This is a genomic window from Pseudomonas sp. CCI1.1 (genome assembly GCF_034348165.1).
In the GTDB taxonomy this organism is placed as follows: Bacteria; Pseudomonadota; Gammaproteobacteria; order Pseudomonadales; family Pseudomonadaceae; genus Aquipseudomonas; species Aquipseudomonas paracarnis.
In genome coordinates, this window is record NZ_CP133780.1 from 5279566 (window position 1) to 5296029 (window position 16464).

Consider the following 16464-nt stretch of genomic DNA (forward strand, 5'->3'; position numbering starts at 1 on the left):
AGGTGAAAACTCTCTAATGGCCGATTGGCAGTCCCTCGATCCCGAGGCCGCTCGTGAAGCGGAAAAATATGAAAACCCTATTCCTAGCCGCGAACTGATCCTGGCGCACCTCGCCGATCGTGGTTCGCCTGCTAGCCGCGAGCAGTTGGTCGAAGAATTCGGTCTGACCACCGAAGACCAGCTCGAAGCCCTGCGCCGCCGTTTGCGTGCGATGGAGCGCGATGCTCAATTGATCTACACCCGTCGTGGCACTTACGCGCCGGTAGACAAGCTCGACCTGATCCTGGGCCGCATTGCCGGCCACCGCGACGGCTTCGGCTTCCTGATACCGGACGATGGCAGCGACGACCTGTTCATGAGCCCGGCGCAAATGCGTCTGGTGTTCGATGGCGACCGTGCCCTGGCGCGGGTTTCTGGCCTCGACCGCCGTGGTCGTCGTGAAGGCGTGATCGTCGAAGTGGTGTCCCGTGCCCACGAATCTATCGTCGGCCGTTACTTTGAAGAAGGCGGCATCGGCTTCGTTGTGCCGGATAACCCCAAGGTCCAGCAGGAAGTGCTGATCACCCCGGGCCGCAATGGCGCCGCCAAGGTCGGCCAGTTCGTCGAGGTGAAAATCACCCACTGGCCTACTGCGCGCTTCCAGCCCCAGGGCGATATCGTGGAGGTGGTCGGCAACTATATGGCGCCGGGCATGGAAATCGACGTTGCCTTGCGCACCTACGATATTCCTCACGTCTGGCCTGATGCCGTGCTCAAGGAAGCCGCCAAGCTCAAGCCGGAAGTCGAAGAGAAAGACAAAGAAAAACGTATCGACCTGCGCCATCTGCCGTTCGTCACTATTGACGGCGAAGATGCCCGCGACTTCGACGATGCGGTCTACTGCGAAGCCAAGCCTGGCAAGCTGCGCCTGTTCTCCGGCGGTTGGAAGTTGTACGTCGCGATTGCCGACGTCTCCAGTTACGTGAAGATCGGTTCGGCCCTGGATAACGAGGCTCAGGTGCGCGGCAACTCCGTGTACTTCCCAGAGCGCGTGATTCCGATGCTGCCTGAGCAGCTGTCCAACGGCCTGTGCTCCCTGAACCCGAAAGTCGACCGTTTGGCCATGGTGTGCGAGATGACCATCTCCAAAACCGGCGAAATGACCGACTACCAGTTCTACGAAGCGGTGATCCACTCCCAGGCGCGTCTGACCTACAACAAGGTCAGCACCATCCTGGAAACGCCGAAGACCAGCGAAGCCAAGGCTCTGCGTACCGAGTACGCTGGCGTGGTGCCGCACCTCAAGCAGCTGTACTCGCTGTACAAGGTGTTGCTGGGTGCCCGTCATACCCGTGGCGCGATCGATTTCGAAACCCAGGAAACCCGGATTGTCTTCGGCTCCGAGCGCAAGATTGCGGCGATCACCCCGACCACCCGTAACGACGCGCACAAGCTGATCGAGGAGTGCATGCTGGCGGCCAACGTGGCCACTGCCGAGTTCCTCAAGAAGCACGAAATTCCTGCGTTGTACCGTGTGCACGACGGCCCGCCGCCGGAGCGCCTGGAAAAACTTCGCGCCTTCCTCGGCGAACTCGGCCTGTCCCTGCACAAAGGCAAGGATGGTCCTACGCCTAAGGATTACCAGGCCCTGCTGGCCAGCATCAAGGACCGTCCGGATTACCACGTGATCCAGACCGTGATGCTGCGATCCCTGAGCCAGGCGGTGTACAGCGCCGATAACCAGGGCCACTTCGGCCTGAATTACGAGGCGTACACCCACTTCACTTCGCCGATTCGCCGCTACCCGGACTTGCTCACGCACCGGGCGATCCGCAGCGTGATCCATTCCAAGCAGAACACCCCGCACGTCAAGCGCGCCGGTGCCATGACCATTCCGAAAGCACGGATCTACCCGTACGACGAAGCGGCCCTGGAACAACTGGGCGAGCAGTGCTCCATGAGCGAACGCCGCGCCGACGAAGCCACCCGCGACGTGGTGAACTGGCTCAAATGCGAGTTTATGAAGGATCGCGTGGGCGAGTCGTTCCCTGGTGTCATCACCGCCGTGACCGGCTTTGGCCTGTTCGTCGAGCTGACCGACATCTACGTCGAGGGCCTGGTGCACGTCACCGCCTTGCCGGGTGATTACTACCACTTCGATCCTGTGCATCACCGCCTGGCGGGCGAGCGCACCGGTCGCAGCTTCCGTCTGGGCGATACCGTTGAAGTGCAGGTCATGCGTGTCGACCTCGACGAGCGCAAGATCGACTTCGGCATGCCTGACAAGCCGGCAGAGCCTGCGGGTCGTAAAAAACGTGGTGAAACCACAGCGCCTGCGTCCAAAGGCAAAGCGACCACTGCAAAAACCACGGCCGAGCCTGCAGCTGCCAAGGCCGGTCGTCGTTCTTCCGCCAAGGACAAGGCCCCTGAAGCCTACCGCCCAAGCGACGCTGCGGCGAAAAACGCCGAGCTGCGCAAGAGCCGCGAGTTGAAGCAGCAGTTGCTCAACGAAGCCAAAAGCGGTGGTAAAGCGGCGTCTGGGGGAAAGTCTCACGGGGCGGAAAAGCCGTCGAGCAAGCCAAGTAAACACCGTAAAGGCCCGCCAAAAGCGGGTTCGGCTCCCGCAAAAAGCGGCGGGTCGCGCAAACCTAAGGCCAAGTCATGAGTCTGGAAAAAATCTACGGCGTGCACGCCGTAGAAGCACTGCTGCGTCACCATCCCAAGCGCGTCAAGCAGGTGTGGTTGGCCGAAGGTCGCAGCGAGCCGCGCGTACAGGCGCTGGTCGAGTTGGCTACGCAGAATAAGGTTGCCATCGGCCAGGCCGAGCGTCGTGAAATGGACGTGTGGGTCGAAGGCGTTCACCAAGGTGTGGTGGCTGACGTCAGTCCGAGCCAGGTGTGGGGCGAGGCGATGCTCGACGAGCTGCTCGACCGTACCGAAGGTGCGCCGTTGCTCTTGGTGCTGGACGGCGTGACCGACCCGCACAACCTCGGCGCCTGCCTACGTTCGGCGGATGCTGCCGGTGCGCTGGCGGTGATCGTGCCCAAGGACAAGTCCGCGACCCTGACGCCGGTGGTGCGCAAGGTCGCCTGCGGTGCGGCGGAAGTGATTCCGCTGGTGGCCGTGACCAACCTTGCGCGTACCCTGGAGAAGCTCCAGCAGCGCGGCCTGTGGGTCGTGGGTACGGCGGGAGAGGCTGAGGTCAGCATCTATGATCAGGACCTCACCGGCCCTACCATCCTGATCATGGGCGCCGAAGGCAAAGGCATGCGCCGGTTGACCCGTGAGCATTGCGATTACCTGGTGCACCTGCCGATGGCTGGTAGCGTCAGCAGCCTCAATGTGTCGGTTGCGACGGGTGTTTGCCTGTTTGAAGCCCAGCGTCAGCGTGGTGCGAAAGCCAAGGCCAAGCCCAAGAAGTGATCAAAATGTGGGAGCGGGCTTGCCCGCGATGACGGAGTGTCAGTCAGCAGAGATGTTGCCGGTGCCATGGTCATCGCAGGCAAGCCCGCTCCCACATTGGTTTTGTGGTGTTTATTCAGGATTGTTCAAATAATCACCAATTGCCTTGCGCCGCTTCTCCCCCTTCTCTACAATTGCGCCCCTTGCCTTCCTGGCAGGCACCGATGTGCCTCCCCTGCGGCAAGATCCATAAGTGTCATTCACTCCTTGTCTGACCGTTTTTGAGCGGCAGGCTACAACCCGTAAGGAGCATTCATGCGTCATTACGAAATCATCTTTTTGGTCCACCCGGATCAAAGCGAGCAAGTCGGCGGCATGGTTGAGCGTTACACCAAGCTGATCGAAGAAGACGGCGGCAAAATCCACCGTCTGGAAGATTGGGGCCGTCGTCAACTGGCCTACGCAATCAACAATGTTCACAAGGCTCACTACGTGATGCTGAACGTTGAGTGCACTGGCAAGGCCCTGGCCGAGCTGGAAGACAACTTCCGCTACAACGATGCAGTGATCCGTAACCTGGTCATCCGTCGCGAAGAAGCCGTTACCGGCCAATCCGAGATGCTCAAGGCTGAAGAAAACCGCAGTGAGCGCCGTGAGCGTCGCGATCGTCCTGAGCACGAAGGCGCTGAAAGCGCTGAAGGCGAAGAGAACGACAGCGATAACGCTGACGAGTAATCCACGGACCTTATTAAGGAGCCTATCAAATGGCACGTTTCTTCCGTCGTCGTAAATTCTGCCGCTTCACCGCTGAAGACGTGAAAGAGATCGATTACAAAGATCTCAACACTCTGAAAGCCTACGTATCCGAGACCGGCAAAATCGTTCCAAGCCGTATCACCGGTACCAAAGCACGTTATCAGCGTCAGCTGGCCACCGCTATCAAGCGCGCCCGCTTCCTGGCCCTGCTGGCCTACACCGACAGCCACGGCCGCTGAGACCGGGCAGTCGACAAGTAGTAAGGGATTGAATGCATGCGCGCCTTAGCTGAGTTCATCATGCGCGGTCGCGTGCAGGCCACTCTGGTAGTGGCTGGATGTGCGGCATTGCCGTTGCTTTATTGGTTGGGTGCTGCCGCAGGTTGCCTTGTGCTGCTGCGGCGCGGTTTGAAGGACGCCCTTGGCGTTCTTGCCCTGGGTTTGTTGCCGGCCTTGATCTGGTGGCTGCAAATGGGTGATCCACGGGTACTTCTGGTACTGCTGGGGTCATCGAGCCTTGCGTTGGTTTTGCGCGCAAGTGAGTCCTGGGTCCGTACGCTGCTGGTCAGCGTGGCATTGGGGTTGGTGTACTCAGTGATGCTTGGCGCGGCTTTCCGCCCGCAAATCGAGGCGCTGGCGCAGGAGATCGTCAAGATCCTGCCGTTGGCCCTCGGGGATCTCTACCAGCATTTGTCGGTAGATGAGCGAGCGCGGTTTGCGTCACTGATTGCCCCGGTCCTGACTGGCCTGATTGCGGCTTTGTTGCAGGTCGTCAGCGTGCTGAGCCTGATTCTTGGGCGTTATTGGCAGGCGTTGTTGTACAACCCGGGTGGTTTTGGTCGCGAGTTTCGCAGTATCAGAATCCCAGCGGGGCCGGCGATGTTGCTGCTGGCGTGCATGGTTGTCGGGCCGAACTTCGGCCCACAGATGGCCTTGCTGGCGCCGATTTGCAGCGTACCGCTGGTGTTTGCCGGGCTGGCCCTGATTCATGGGCTGGTTGCGCGAAAGCGCCTGGCCAGGTTCTGGCTGGTGGGGTTGTACGTCACGCTGTTGCTGTTCATGCAGTTGATCTATCCGTTACTCGTGGTCTTGGCCATTGTTGACAGCCTGATTGATTTTCGCGGTCGTCTGGCGTCGAAAGACGCCGATAACGCGAACGGTGAAGGTTAAAAGTTAGAGGATTTTCACATGCAACTGATCCTTCTGGAAAAAGTCGCCAACCTGGGCAACCTGGGCGACAAAGTGAACGTTAAGGCCGGCTACGGTCGTAACTACCTGCTGCCATACGGCAAAGCCACCGCTGCAACCGCTGCCAACCTGGCTGCGTTTGAAGAGCGTCGTGCTGAGCTGGAAAAAGCCGCAGCAGACAAAAAAGCGTCGGCCGAAACTCGCGCTGCCCAACTGGCTGAGCTGGAAGTGACTATCACTGCCACCGCTGGTGACGAAGGCAAGCTGTTCGGTTCGATCGGCACCCACGACATCGCTGATGCACTGACCGCCTCCGGCGTTGAAGTGCAGAAGAGCGAAGTTCGTCTGCCGAACGGCACCATCCGCAACGTAGGCGAATTCGACGTAGCCGTGCACCTGCACGCCGAAGTTGAAGCCACCGTACGCGTTGTCGTGGTAGCAGCTTAAGTCGCACCTAACTGACTGGCACCTCGCGTGCCAGCCGGTTAACATCGGGCACGATCCTGTTTACAGGTCGTGCCTTTTGTTTTTCTACACACCCCAAATTCCAAGTGGCCATGAACGAAATCTCCGCTCCTGAGCAATACGATCTGCAAACCGCTGCCCTGAAGGTGCCGCCGCATTCCATCGAGGCCGAACAGGCCGTGCTCGGTGGCTTGATGCTGGACAACAACGCCTGGGAACGCGTGCTGGATCAAGTCTCGGACGGTGACTTCTATCGCCATGACCACCGCCTGATCTTCCGCGCCATCGCCAAGCTGGCCGACCAGAACTCACCGATCGACGTAGTCACCCTGGCCGAGCAGTTGGACAAGGAAGGCCAGACCTCCCAAGTGGGTGGCCTGGGCTACCTCGGTGAGCTGGCAAAAAACACGCCGTCCGTCGCCAACATCAAGGCCTATGCCCAGATCGTCCGCGAGCGGGCCACGCTGCGCCAGTTGATCGGCATCAGCACCGAAATCGCCGACAGCGCCTTCAACCCCGAAGGCCGCACTGCTGCCGAGATCCTTGACGAAGCCGAGCGGCAGATCTTCCAGATTGCAGAAGCACGGCCCAAGACCGGCGGCCCGGTCAGCGTCAACGACCTGTTGACCAAAGCCATCGACCGCATCGACACCCTGTTCAACACCGACGCGGCTATTACCGGTATTTCCACCGGCTACACCGACCTCGACGAAAAGACCAGCGGCCTGCAGCCGTCCGACTTGATCATCGTCGCCGGCCGTCCGTCGATGGGTAAGACCACCTTTGCGATGAACCTGGTGGAAAACGCCGTTCTGCGCAGCGACAAGGCGGTGCTGGTGTACTCCCTCGAGATGCCAGGTGAATCGCTGATCATGCGTATGCTCTCGTCTCTTGGCCGTATCGACCAGACCAAGGTGCGTTCCGGTCAACTTGAGGATGACGACTGGCCGCGCCTGACCTCGGCGGTCAACCTGCTCAACGACCGCAAGCTGTTTATCGATGACACCGCCGGTATCAGCCCGTCCGAAATGCGCGCGCGTACCCGGCGCCTGGTGCGTGAGCATGGCGACATCGCCCTGATCATGATCGACTACCTGCAGTTGATGCAGATCCCCGGTTCCAGTGGTGACAACCGTACCAACGAGATTTCTGAAATCTCTCGTTCCTTGAAGGCGCTGGCCAAGGAATTCAACTGCCCGGTGGTGGCGTTGTCCCAGCTCAACCGTTCCCTGGAACAACGTCCCAACAAGCGTCCGGTGAACTCCGACTTGCGGGAATCCGGAGCGATCGAGCAGGACGCCGACGTGATCATGTTCGTGTACCGCGACGAGGTGTACCACCCCGAGACGGAACACAAGGGCATTGCCGAAATCATCATCGGCAAACAGCGGAACGGCCCGATCGGGTTTATCCGGTTGGCGTTCATCGGCAAGTACACGCGTTTCGAGAACCTGGCGCCGGGTAGCTACAACTTCGACGACGACGAGTAGTTTCAAGCACCTGTAAGGGCCTCATCGCAGGCAAGCCAGCTCCCACATGTGGAATGCGCTCTCCTGTGGGAGCTGGCTTGCCTGCGATGGGGTCACCACAATTCCGACTACTACCGTCGGAATTGGTCAAAATTTGTGCTATATTCCGCGCCCGCGATTTTTCATCTTCACACCGGTCACCGTCATGCAAACAGCCAAGCCGTTATTTGACTATCCCAAGTACTGGGCCGAATGTTTCGGTCCTGCGCCATTCCTGCCGATGAGCAGGGAGGAGATGGATCAGCTTGGCTGGGATTCGTGCGACATCATCATCGTCACCGGTGATGCCTATGTTGACCACCCATCGTTCGGCATGGCGATCATCGGCCGGCTGCTGGAGTCCCAGGGCTTTCGCGTCGGGATCATTGCGCAGCCGAACTGGCAGTCCAAAGACGACTTCATGAAGCTCGGCGAGCCGAACCTGTTCTTCGGCGTCGCGGCCGGCAACATGGACTCGATGATCAACCGCTACACCGCCGACAAGAAAATCCGCTCCGACGACGCCTACACCCCCGGCGGCATGGCTGGCAAACGCCCCGACCGTGCAAGCCTGGTGTACAGCCAGCGTTGCAAGGAAGCCTACAAGAACGTGCCGATCGTACTCGGCGGCATCGAAGCTTCCCTGCGCCGCATCGCCCACTACGACTACTGGCAAGACCGCGTGCGCAACTCGATCCTGATCGACGCCACCGCCGATATCCTGCTGTACGGCAACGCCGAGCGGGCCATCGTCGAAGTTGCCCAGCGCTTGTCGTGGGGCCACAAGATCGAAGACATCACCGATGTGCGCGGTACTGCGTTCATTCGCCGTGACACGCCGGCGGGCTGGTACGAAGTGGACTCCACGCGCATCGACCGTCCGGGCAAGATCGACAAGATCATCAACCCGTATGTGAATACCCAGGACACCCAGGCCTGCGCCATCGAGCAGGAAAAAGGTCCAGTCGACGATCCGGAAGAAGCCAAGGTTGTGCAGATCCTCGCCAGCCCGCGTATGACCCGTGACAAGACCGTGATCCGCCTGCCATCGGTGGAAAAGGTCCGCGGCGACGCGGTGCTCTATGCCCACGCCAACCGCGTGTTGCACCTGGAAACCAACCCAGGCAACGCCCGTGCCTTGGTGCAGAAACACGGAGAAGTGGACGTGTGGTTCAACCCGCCGCCCATTCCCATGACTACCGAAGAAATGGACTACGTGTTCGGTATGCCTTACGCCCGCGTGCCGCACCCGGCATACGGCAAGGAAAAGATTCCGGCCTACGACATGATCCGTTTCTCGGTGAACATCATGCGTGGCTGCTTCGGCGGCTGCACCTTCTGCTCGATCACCGAGCACGAAGGCCGCATCATCCAGAACCGTTCCGAAGAGTCGATCATTCGCGAAATCGAAGAGATCCGCGACAAAGTGCCGGGCTTCACCGGCGTGATCTCCGACCTCGGCGGCCCGACGGCGAACATGTACCGCATCGCCTGCAAAAGCCCGGAAATCGAATCCGCGTGCCGCAAGCCATCGTGCGTGTTCCCTGGCATCTGCCCGAACCTGAACACCGACCACTCGTCGTTGATCCAGCTGTACCGCAGTGCCCGTGCGTTGCCGGGTGTGAAGAAGATCCTGATCGCTTCCGGCCTGCGCTACGACCTGGCCGTCGAGTCGCCGGAATACGTCAAAGAGCTGGTCACCCACCACGTCGGTGGCTACCTCAAGATCGCCCCGGAACATACCGAGGAAGGTCCGCTCAACCAGATGATGAAGCCGGGCATTGGCAGCTATGACAAGTTCAAGCGCATGTTCGAGAAGTACACCAAGGAAGCGGGCAAGGAGCAGTACCTGATCCCGTACTTCATCGCCGCCCACCCCGGCACCACCGATGAAGACATGATGAACCTGGCCCTGTGGCTCAAGGGCAATGGCTTCCGTGCCGACCAGGTGCAGGCGTTCTACCCGTCGCCGATGGCCACCGCCACCGCGATGTACCACTCGGGCAAAAACCCGCTGCGCAAGGTCACCTACAAGAGCGACGCGGTGACCATCGTCAAGAGCGAGGAGCAGCGCCGCCTGCACAAGGCGTTCCTGCGTTACCACGACCCGAAGGGCTGGCCAATGCTGCGTGAAGCATTGACCCGCATGGGCCGTGCCGACCTGATCGGGTCGGGCAAGGACCAACTGATCCCGCTGCACCAGCCGTCCACCGACAGCTACCAGAGCGCCCGGCGCAAGAACTCGACGCCGGCCGGCAGCCATAAGGTCGCTAAGGAAACCACCACCAAGATCCTCACCCAGCACACCGGCCTGCCACCCCGTGGCAGCGACGGCAGCAACCCGTGGGACAAGCGCGAGCAAGCCAAGGCTGCGGCCCAGGCGCGCAATAAGCAGGCGGCCAAAGAGCGCAGCGATGCGGCCAAGGGCAAGGGCGGCAAGCCTACGCGCAAGCCGGTTGTGCCGCGTTGATCGACGCCTGAAATGCAAAACGCCAGCCTCGTGCTGGCGTTTTGCTTTCTGGTCGGTGGTGAGTCTGTTTGGTAAGGTGGCGCCCATTAGATTGCTATCGCAGGCAAGCCAGCTCCCACACTTGGAATGCATTCCCCTGTGGGAGCTGGCTTGCCTGCGATGAGGCCGGTCTGGGCACTCTCAATTTCAAGGAAGAACACTATGGGCAACCCCTTGCTCAACATCGGCATGGACTCCAACCGCTCTCAATTCATGGCGCGCCAACGCATTGAGAGCCAGATCAACCTGCCGCGGCTGTTCGCCGTCATTGACGCCGACCCCAGCATCGTCGGCGCTGGCGTGGTGTACATCGACGCCGACTTCAACGTGATCACCCTGCGCGAATTCAAGCCCATCTGCAGCATCAAACCCAAGCGCGTCATTTTGCGCGAGGCGCAGAAGTACATCTCGCCGGCGCAGTTCGTCGAGCAGGTGAAGACCGACCCCCGTGAAGGGCGACTCCAGAAGGAGGCCTTTGATATGGGGCTTTCCTGTGGGGCGGCGGTGATCGGTTGGATCGTGGTGTTCAGTGGCAGCGTCGCCGTACCCTTCACCGCCGGCGCCAGTGCTTTTGTGGTGGGTATTGGTGTCACAGCGGCGCTGGCCAGCAGTGCTCAGTGCGGGTTTGGCGTGGCCCGTACCTATAACGAGATCCTTGACCCGCAAGCCAACGACCGCATGGACGACGCCCAGTGGTATGGCGCGGTGTCACCGATTCTCGATGCCGCGTCGTTGGTCGGGATCGGAACGGGAGCCTTCACCACATTAAGGCTACTCAAGGCCAAAAAAGCCGCTGCGTTGGGCAAGAGCTGGTATGAATTGCTCAAGGGCTTGAATCGCCAGGAGCGCAAGAAGTTGACCCAGGAATTGCTTAGTCTCAAAGACCCAAGCCTGACCCCCAAGTTGCTCAAGTTGCAGCAGCGCGCCGGCACGTTGCCCAAGCGCTACAGCTCCACGGAAATTCGTCATGCCACGCTCACCCAGCTCAAGGACGCCTTGGGCGGCATGTTGGGTATCTGGGGCAGCTATCGAACCGGTCACGTTGGCTCGGCATCGACGCTTGCCATTGGCCTGTATGAGGAACTGACGGAATGAAGGGGTTTCCCGATAGGCGCAGTTTCCTTGCGCGTTATTTTCCGGTGTTCATGGGCACCATCTTCATGGCGATTTTCTCTGGTTCGGTGGCTGTCTCCACGGCGGGCGTGACCTATTTGCGCGGTGTTGAGCCGGCGCTCAAGGCCAACTACTCCGGGGCTGCAATCCTGGTGCTGGTGGCAGTGTTGGTGTTTGGCAATGTGATGATTGCACGCGGGTATCCCTGGGCGACCCGGCTGGTGGCGGGCTACCTGGTGTGTTGCCTGCTGTTCGTGTTGCCGATGATTCAATACGGCCTCAATACCCTGGTGTACGGCTCGGCGGTGCTGTTTCCGCTGCTGGGCTTGCTGCTGCTCAACAGTAAGCGCCATCGTGAAATGCGCCAGCGGTTACTCGAAATACGTCACCTGCGTCGGGCGGTGATTGCGCAACGCAAGGCCCGTTGATTAGGTAGGTTTATTGGCGGTAGGTGGCCTGTTTGTTAGGGTGGCGCCCATCAGATTGCTATCGCAGGCAAGCCAGCTCCCACAGGGGAATGCATTTCAAGTGTGGGAGCTGGCTTGCCTGCGATGAGGCCGGTCTGGGCACTTTCAATGTCAAGGAAGAACACTTATGGGCAACTCCTTGTTCAACATCGGCATGGATTCCAACCGCTCTCAATTTATGGCGCGCCAGCGCATCGAGAGCCTGATCAATCTGCCACGGCTGTTTGCGGCCATCGATGCTGACCCCGGCGTTGTCGGTGCTGGCGTGGTGTATATCGATGCCGATTTTAATATCGTCACTCTGCGCGAATTCAAGCCCATCTGCAGCATCAAGCCAAAGCGTGTCATCCTGCGCGAGGCGCAGAAATACATCGCGCCGACACAATTCGCTGATCACGTAGTAAACAATCCACGGGAATCCAGGCTGATCGGCGAGGCCGTAAATACCGGAATCTCTTGCCTGGGTGCTGTCATCAGTTGGGCTGCGATTGCCAGCGGTACTATTCTGGTTCCTTTCAGTGCCGGCGCGAGCTCAGTCATTGTGGTGGTGGGGTACGCGGCCGCAGGCGCGAGTTCGCTCCAGTGCTTCAATGGCATTGCCCGAACGACCCTTGAGGTGGCCAAGCCTGAGGTAAACGATTGGCTCGACAGTGAAGGCTGGTACCAGAATGCATCCATTGTGCTGGACGCGGCATCGTTGGCCGGTGTGGGCGCTTCAGCCCTGACGACGGTCAAGCTGGTCAAGGTCGCTAAGGCATCGACGGGCAAGAGCCTGCGGGAAGTGCTACGCGGCTTGAACCGTCAGGAGAGGGCCAAGCTGACCAAGGAACTACTGAGCATCAATGATCCCAGCCTGACCTCGAAGATGCTCAAGCTCAGGCAGGCATCGGGTGAGCTCTCCAAGCGTTTCACCCCGACGCAACTCAAGCAAAGCACCAGTACTCAGATCAAAGATATCCTGGGAGCGACCGTCGGGTTCGGAGGCAGCGCCTACTCTGGGAACGTCAATACCATTGCGATAGGCTTGTACGAGGAAATAAACGAATGAGTGAGCTGATGACGCTGCGCGACTTCTTCAGGCGTCACTTCTTGACGTTTCTGGGCGGCGTATTTGCTGCGTACTTTTCGCTGGCACTTGCAGTGGCGCTGGCTTTCGTTACCTATTTTCGTGATGCGTCCCTTGCTCAAGTCGGGCTCAAGATCCTGGTCGCAGGTGCATTGCTTATCTTGTTGACGGTCCATAGCAACTTTATGATCCTGCGGGGCAAACCTTCATGGGCATGGGTGATGGTCGCCATCTACGCTGCCTGTCTGTTGTTTGTGCTCCCCATGATTCAGTACAACCCACACAGGGTTCTCTATAGCCTGTCGCTGATTTTCCCGCTGTTCGGCCTGCTGGTGCTCAACAGCAGCGGGCAGCGAGAGATGCGGGCAAAACTTGTGCAAATCCGTCAACTGCGCCAAGCCCTGAATACCAGGCGTACTACGCCTTAACTGGGTAGATTCACCACCTGCACTCAGCCCGGCGCTACAAATGTGTGCAGCGCCTGCACCATAGCCGCAACGTTGGCGCTGTTTTGGTGCTGTACTGCACCGGGCCTGACGTTTTAGTGCAATGACTGCTGCTGTGGCATAAGTCTTGCGCGCGTTGTGCTTATGCCCTGGCTCGCAGGAGGCCGCCGTGTCGATTCATGTCGCGTTGCACCACGTTACGCATTACCGCTACGACCGTGCAGTTGAACTCGGCCCGCAGATCGTGCGGCTACGCCCGGCGGCCCATAGCCGTACGCGGATACTGTCCTACGCGTTGAAGGTGTTGCCCGAGCAGCATTTCATCAACTGGCAGCAAGACCCCCAGGGCAATTACCTGGCGCGCCTGGTGTTCCCGGAAAAGACTGACGAGTTGCGCATTGAAGTCGACCTGGTCGCCGAGATGGCGGTGTTCAATCCGTTCGATTTTTTCCTCGAGCCCTACGCCGAAAATATCCCGTTCAGCTACGCCGCCGATGAGCAGCGCGAGCTGGCGCCGTATCTGGAAACCTTGCCGCTGACGCCAAGGTTGGCTGCGTACCTGGCCGGTATCGACCGCACGCCGCTGCCTGCTGTGGATTTCCTGGTCGGCCTCAACCAGCGCCTGGCCGCCGATATCGGTTACCTGATTCGCATGGAACCGGGCGTGCAAACTCCGGAATTTACCCTGGAAAACGCATCCGGCTCTTGCCGCGACTCGGCCTGGTTGTTGGTGCAATTGCTGCGCAACCTCGGATTGGCGGCGCGATTTGTCTCTGGTTATCTGATTCAACTGACCGCCGACGTCAAAGCCCTCGACGGCCCGTCCGGTACCGAGGTGGACTTCACCGACCTGCACGCCTGGTGCGAAGTGTATTTGCCCGGCGCTGGCTGGATTGGCCTGGATGCCACGTCCGGGTTGTTCGCCGGTGAAGGGCATATCCCGTTGGCCTGTAGCCCCGATCCATCGTCCGCCGCGCCCATCAGCGGGTTGGTGGAGCCGTGCGAATGCGAGTTCACCCATGAGATGTCGGTGGAGCGCATCTGGGAAGCGCCACGGGTGACCAAGCCCTACACCGAAGAACAATGGTTGGCGATCCAGACCCTGGGCCGGCAGATCGACGGCGACCTGCTCAAGGACGACGTACGCCTGACCATGGGCGGCGAGCCGACCTTCGTCTCTATCGACGACCCAGACGGCGCCGAATGGAACACCGCAGCCCTGGGCCCGGACAAGCGTCGCCTGTCCGCCGAGCTGTTCCAGCGCCTGCGCCAGCACTATGCGCCCAAGGGCCTGGTGCATTTCGGCCAAGGCAAGTGGTACCCCGGGGAGCAATTGCCACGTTGGTCGCTCAACTGCTATTGGCGCCGCGATGGCGTGCCGATCTGGCACAACAGCGCGCTGATCGCCGATGAACAGCAGGACTACGGTGCTGATGGGGTGATGGCCGGGCGTTTCCTGGCCAGCGTCGCCGAACGCCTGAAACTGCCGGCGCGCTTTGTGTTCCCGGCGTTCGAGGACAATTTCTACTACCTGTGGCGCGAAGGGGCGCTGCCCCAGAACGTCACCGCCCAGGACCCGCGTCTGAGCGACGACCTGGAGCGTGAGCGCCTGCGCAAAGTCTTCAGCCAGGGCCTGGATAAAATCATCGGCCAAGTGCTGCCGCTGGCACGGACTGCGGCCAATGACCGCTGGCAGAGTGGTCGTTGGTACCTGCGCGACAACCATTGCCGCCTGGTGCCGGGGGATTCGCCGCTGGGCTATCGTCTGCCGCTCGCTTCGCAGCCCTGGGTGACGGCGGCGGAGTATCCGTTTGTGCATCCGACCGACCCTAACCAGGATCAGCCGGAGCTGCCGACCAGCGCCCAGTTGCAAAACCATGGCGAGCCCGCGCCGGGTGATGAGCGTGTGCCCAAGGTCGACGAGTCCGCCGACTGGCTGACCCGTACCGCGCTGTGCGCCGAAGCACGGGGAGGGCGCCTCTACCTGTTTATGCCGCCGCTGGAGCGCATCGAGGATTACCTGGAGCTGGTGACTGCCATTGAGGCCACCGCCGAAGAGCTGCATTGCCCGGTACTGCTGGAGGGCTACGAGCCGCCAGCGGATATGCGCCTGAGCAATTTCCGCGTCACGCCAGATCCCGGTGTCATTGAGGTCAACGTACAGCCATCCGCCACCTGGGACGAGTTGGTGGAACGCACCGAATTCCTCTACGAAGAGGCACGGCAAACCCGCCTGACCACCGAGAAGTTCATGATCGACGGGCGCCATACCGGCACCGGTGGCGGTAACCACTTCGTGCTCGGCGGCGCGACGCCCAAGGACTCGCCCTTCCTTCGCCGCCCGGACCTGCTACGCAGCCTGATCAGCTACTGGCATAACCACCCGTCGTTGTCCTATTTGTTCTCCGGCCTGTTTATCGGCCCCACCTCCCAGGCGCCCAGGGTAGACGAGGCGCGCAACGATGCGCTGTATGAACTGGAAATCGCCTTCGCGCAGATGCCGGCACCGGGCGAGGAGTGCCCGCCGTGGTTAGTGGATCGCCTGTTGCGCAACCTGCTGATCGACGTGACGGGCAATACCCATCGCGCCGAATTCTGTATCGACAAACTCTACTCACCCGACGGCGCCACGGGCCGACTGGGCCTGCTGGAACTGCGCGCCTTTGAAATGCCGCCCCATGCGCGCATGAGCCTGACCCAGCAGTTGTTGCTGCGGGCGCTGGTCGCGCGGTTCTGGCGCGAGCCCTATGCGCCGTCGAAGCTGGCGCGCTGGGGCACAGAACTGCATGACCGTTTCCTGTTGCCGCACTTTATCGAGCAGGACTTTGCCGAAGTGATCGTCGAGCTGAACGCGGCTGGTTACCCGCTGCGTGCCGAATGGTTCGCGGCGCATCTGGAGTTTCGTTTCCCCAAGGTGGGCGACTACGCCGTCAGCGGTATCGAACTGGAACTGCGCCAGGCCTTGGAGCCTTGGCATGTGCTGGGCGAGGAGGGCGCAGTGGGTGGCACGGTGCGCTATGTGGATTCGTCCCTGGAGCGCCTGCAAGTGAAGTTGAGCGGGTTGCCGCCGCAACGTTACCTGCTGACCTGCAATGGCGTGCCGGTGCCGCTGCAACCGACCGGCCGCGTCGGTGAGTTCGTGGCGGGCGTGCGTTACCGCGCCTGGCAACCGGCCAACTGCCTGCAACCGACCATCCCCGTGCATGCGCCGCTGGTATTTGACCTGCTCGACACCTGGATGCAGCGTTCGTTGGGCGGCTGCCAATACCATGTGGCGCACCCGGGCGGGCGCAATTACGACAGCCTGCCGGTGAATGCCAATGAGGCGGAGAGCCGGCGCATGGCGCGGTTTTTCCGCTTGGGGCATAGCCCGGGCAAGCTTGTGGTGCCGACTGTAACGGTAAACGATGAGTTGCCAATGACCCTGGATTTGCGGCGTTTCACAAAAAATAAGGAATGAACATGATCCAAGTGTGGGAGCTGGCTTGCCTGCGATAGCGGTGGTTCAGTCGATAGTTCTGGTGACTGACACACCGCTATCGCAGGCAAGCCAGCTCCCACATTGG

13 protein-coding genes are annotated in these 16464 nt (G+C 60.4%); all 13 read left to right on the top strand.

The genetic code is table 11. The features are described from left to right. Window positions 1-16: 16 nt before the first annotated feature. Complete coding sequence (rnr, locus tag RHM69_RS23830; RefSeq protein WP_200599514.1) at window positions 17-2644, top strand: ribonuclease R; 2628 nt, start codon at window positions 17-19, stop codon at window positions 2642-2644. Next, window positions 2641-3402, top strand: a complete 762-nt coding sequence (gene rlmB, locus RHM69_RS23835; protein ID WP_003188074.1) for a 23S rRNA (guanosine(2251)-2'-O)-methyltransferase RlmB — start codon at window positions 2641-2643, stop codon at window positions 3400-3402. The genes rnr and rlmB overlap by 4 nt, the downstream gene beginning before the upstream one ends. 294 nt (window positions 3403-3696) lie before the next feature. Further along, window positions 3697-4116 carry a 30S ribosomal protein S6 gene (rpsF, locus tag RHM69_RS23840; protein WP_003188075.1) on the top strand — a complete coding sequence of 140 codons (420 nt, stop codon included), beginning with the start codon at window positions 3697-3699 and terminating at the stop codon, window positions 4114-4116. Window positions 4117-4145: 29 nt separating this feature from the next. Then, the gene (rpsR, locus tag RHM69_RS23845; protein ID WP_002551829.1) at window positions 4146-4376 is read left to right on the top strand and encodes a 30S ribosomal protein S18; all 231 of its coding nucleotides are present in this window, start codon (window positions 4146-4148) and stop codon (window positions 4374-4376) included. 36 nt (window positions 4377-4412) lie between these two features. Continuing rightward, a complete protein-coding gene (locus tag RHM69_RS23850; RefSeq protein ID WP_014716675.1) occupies window positions 4413-5306 on the top strand; it encodes a hypothetical protein in 894 nt (297 codons plus the stop codon). A gap of 18 nt (window positions 5307-5324) precedes the next feature. After that, window positions 5325-5771, top strand: coding sequence for a 50S ribosomal protein L9 (gene rplI / locus RHM69_RS23855; RefSeq protein WP_003171376.1), 447 nt, complete (start codon window positions 5325-5327; stop codon window positions 5769-5771). 110 nt (window positions 5772-5881) lie between these two features. After that, window positions 5882-7279 carry a replicative DNA helicase gene (dnaB, locus tag RHM69_RS23860; protein ID WP_003188079.1) on the top strand — a complete coding sequence of 466 codons (1398 nt, stop codon included), beginning with the start codon at window positions 5882-5884 and terminating at the stop codon, window positions 7277-7279. A 184-nt stretch (window positions 7280-7463) separates the two neighbouring features. After that, window positions 7464-9767, top strand: a complete 2304-nt coding sequence (locus RHM69_RS23865; RefSeq protein ID WP_003188080.1) for a YgiQ family radical SAM protein — start codon at window positions 7464-7466, stop codon at window positions 9765-9767. 201 nt (window positions 9768-9968) lie between these two features. Further along, complete coding sequence (locus tag RHM69_RS23870) at window positions 9969-10901, top strand: hypothetical protein (RefSeq protein ID WP_019818300.1); 933 nt, start codon at window positions 9969-9971, stop codon at window positions 10899-10901. Beyond that, window positions 10898-11347: a hypothetical protein gene (locus RHM69_RS23875; protein ID WP_014716677.1), complete on the top strand. Its 450-nt coding sequence runs from the start codon at window positions 10898-10900 to the stop codon at window positions 11345-11347. The genes RHM69_RS23870 and RHM69_RS23875 overlap by 4 nt, the downstream gene beginning before the upstream one ends. A 166-nt stretch (window positions 11348-11513) precedes the next feature. Then, the gene (locus tag RHM69_RS23880; protein ID WP_014716678.1) at window positions 11514-12434 is read left to right on the top strand and encodes a hypothetical protein; all 921 of its coding nucleotides are present in this window, start codon (window positions 11514-11516) and stop codon (window positions 12432-12434) included. Beyond that, window positions 12431-12880, top strand: a complete 450-nt coding sequence (locus RHM69_RS23885) for a hypothetical protein (protein WP_014716679.1) — start codon at window positions 12431-12433, stop codon at window positions 12878-12880. Before RHM69_RS23880 ends, RHM69_RS23885 begins: the two co-directional genes overlap by 4 nt. A gap of 187 nt (window positions 12881-13067) precedes the next feature. Continuing rightward, window positions 13068-16358 carry a DUF2126 domain-containing protein gene (locus RHM69_RS23890; protein ID WP_200599516.1) on the top strand — a complete coding sequence of 1097 codons (3291 nt, stop codon included), beginning with the start codon at window positions 13068-13070 and terminating at the stop codon, window positions 16356-16358. Window positions 16359-16464: the final 106 nt, after the last annotated feature.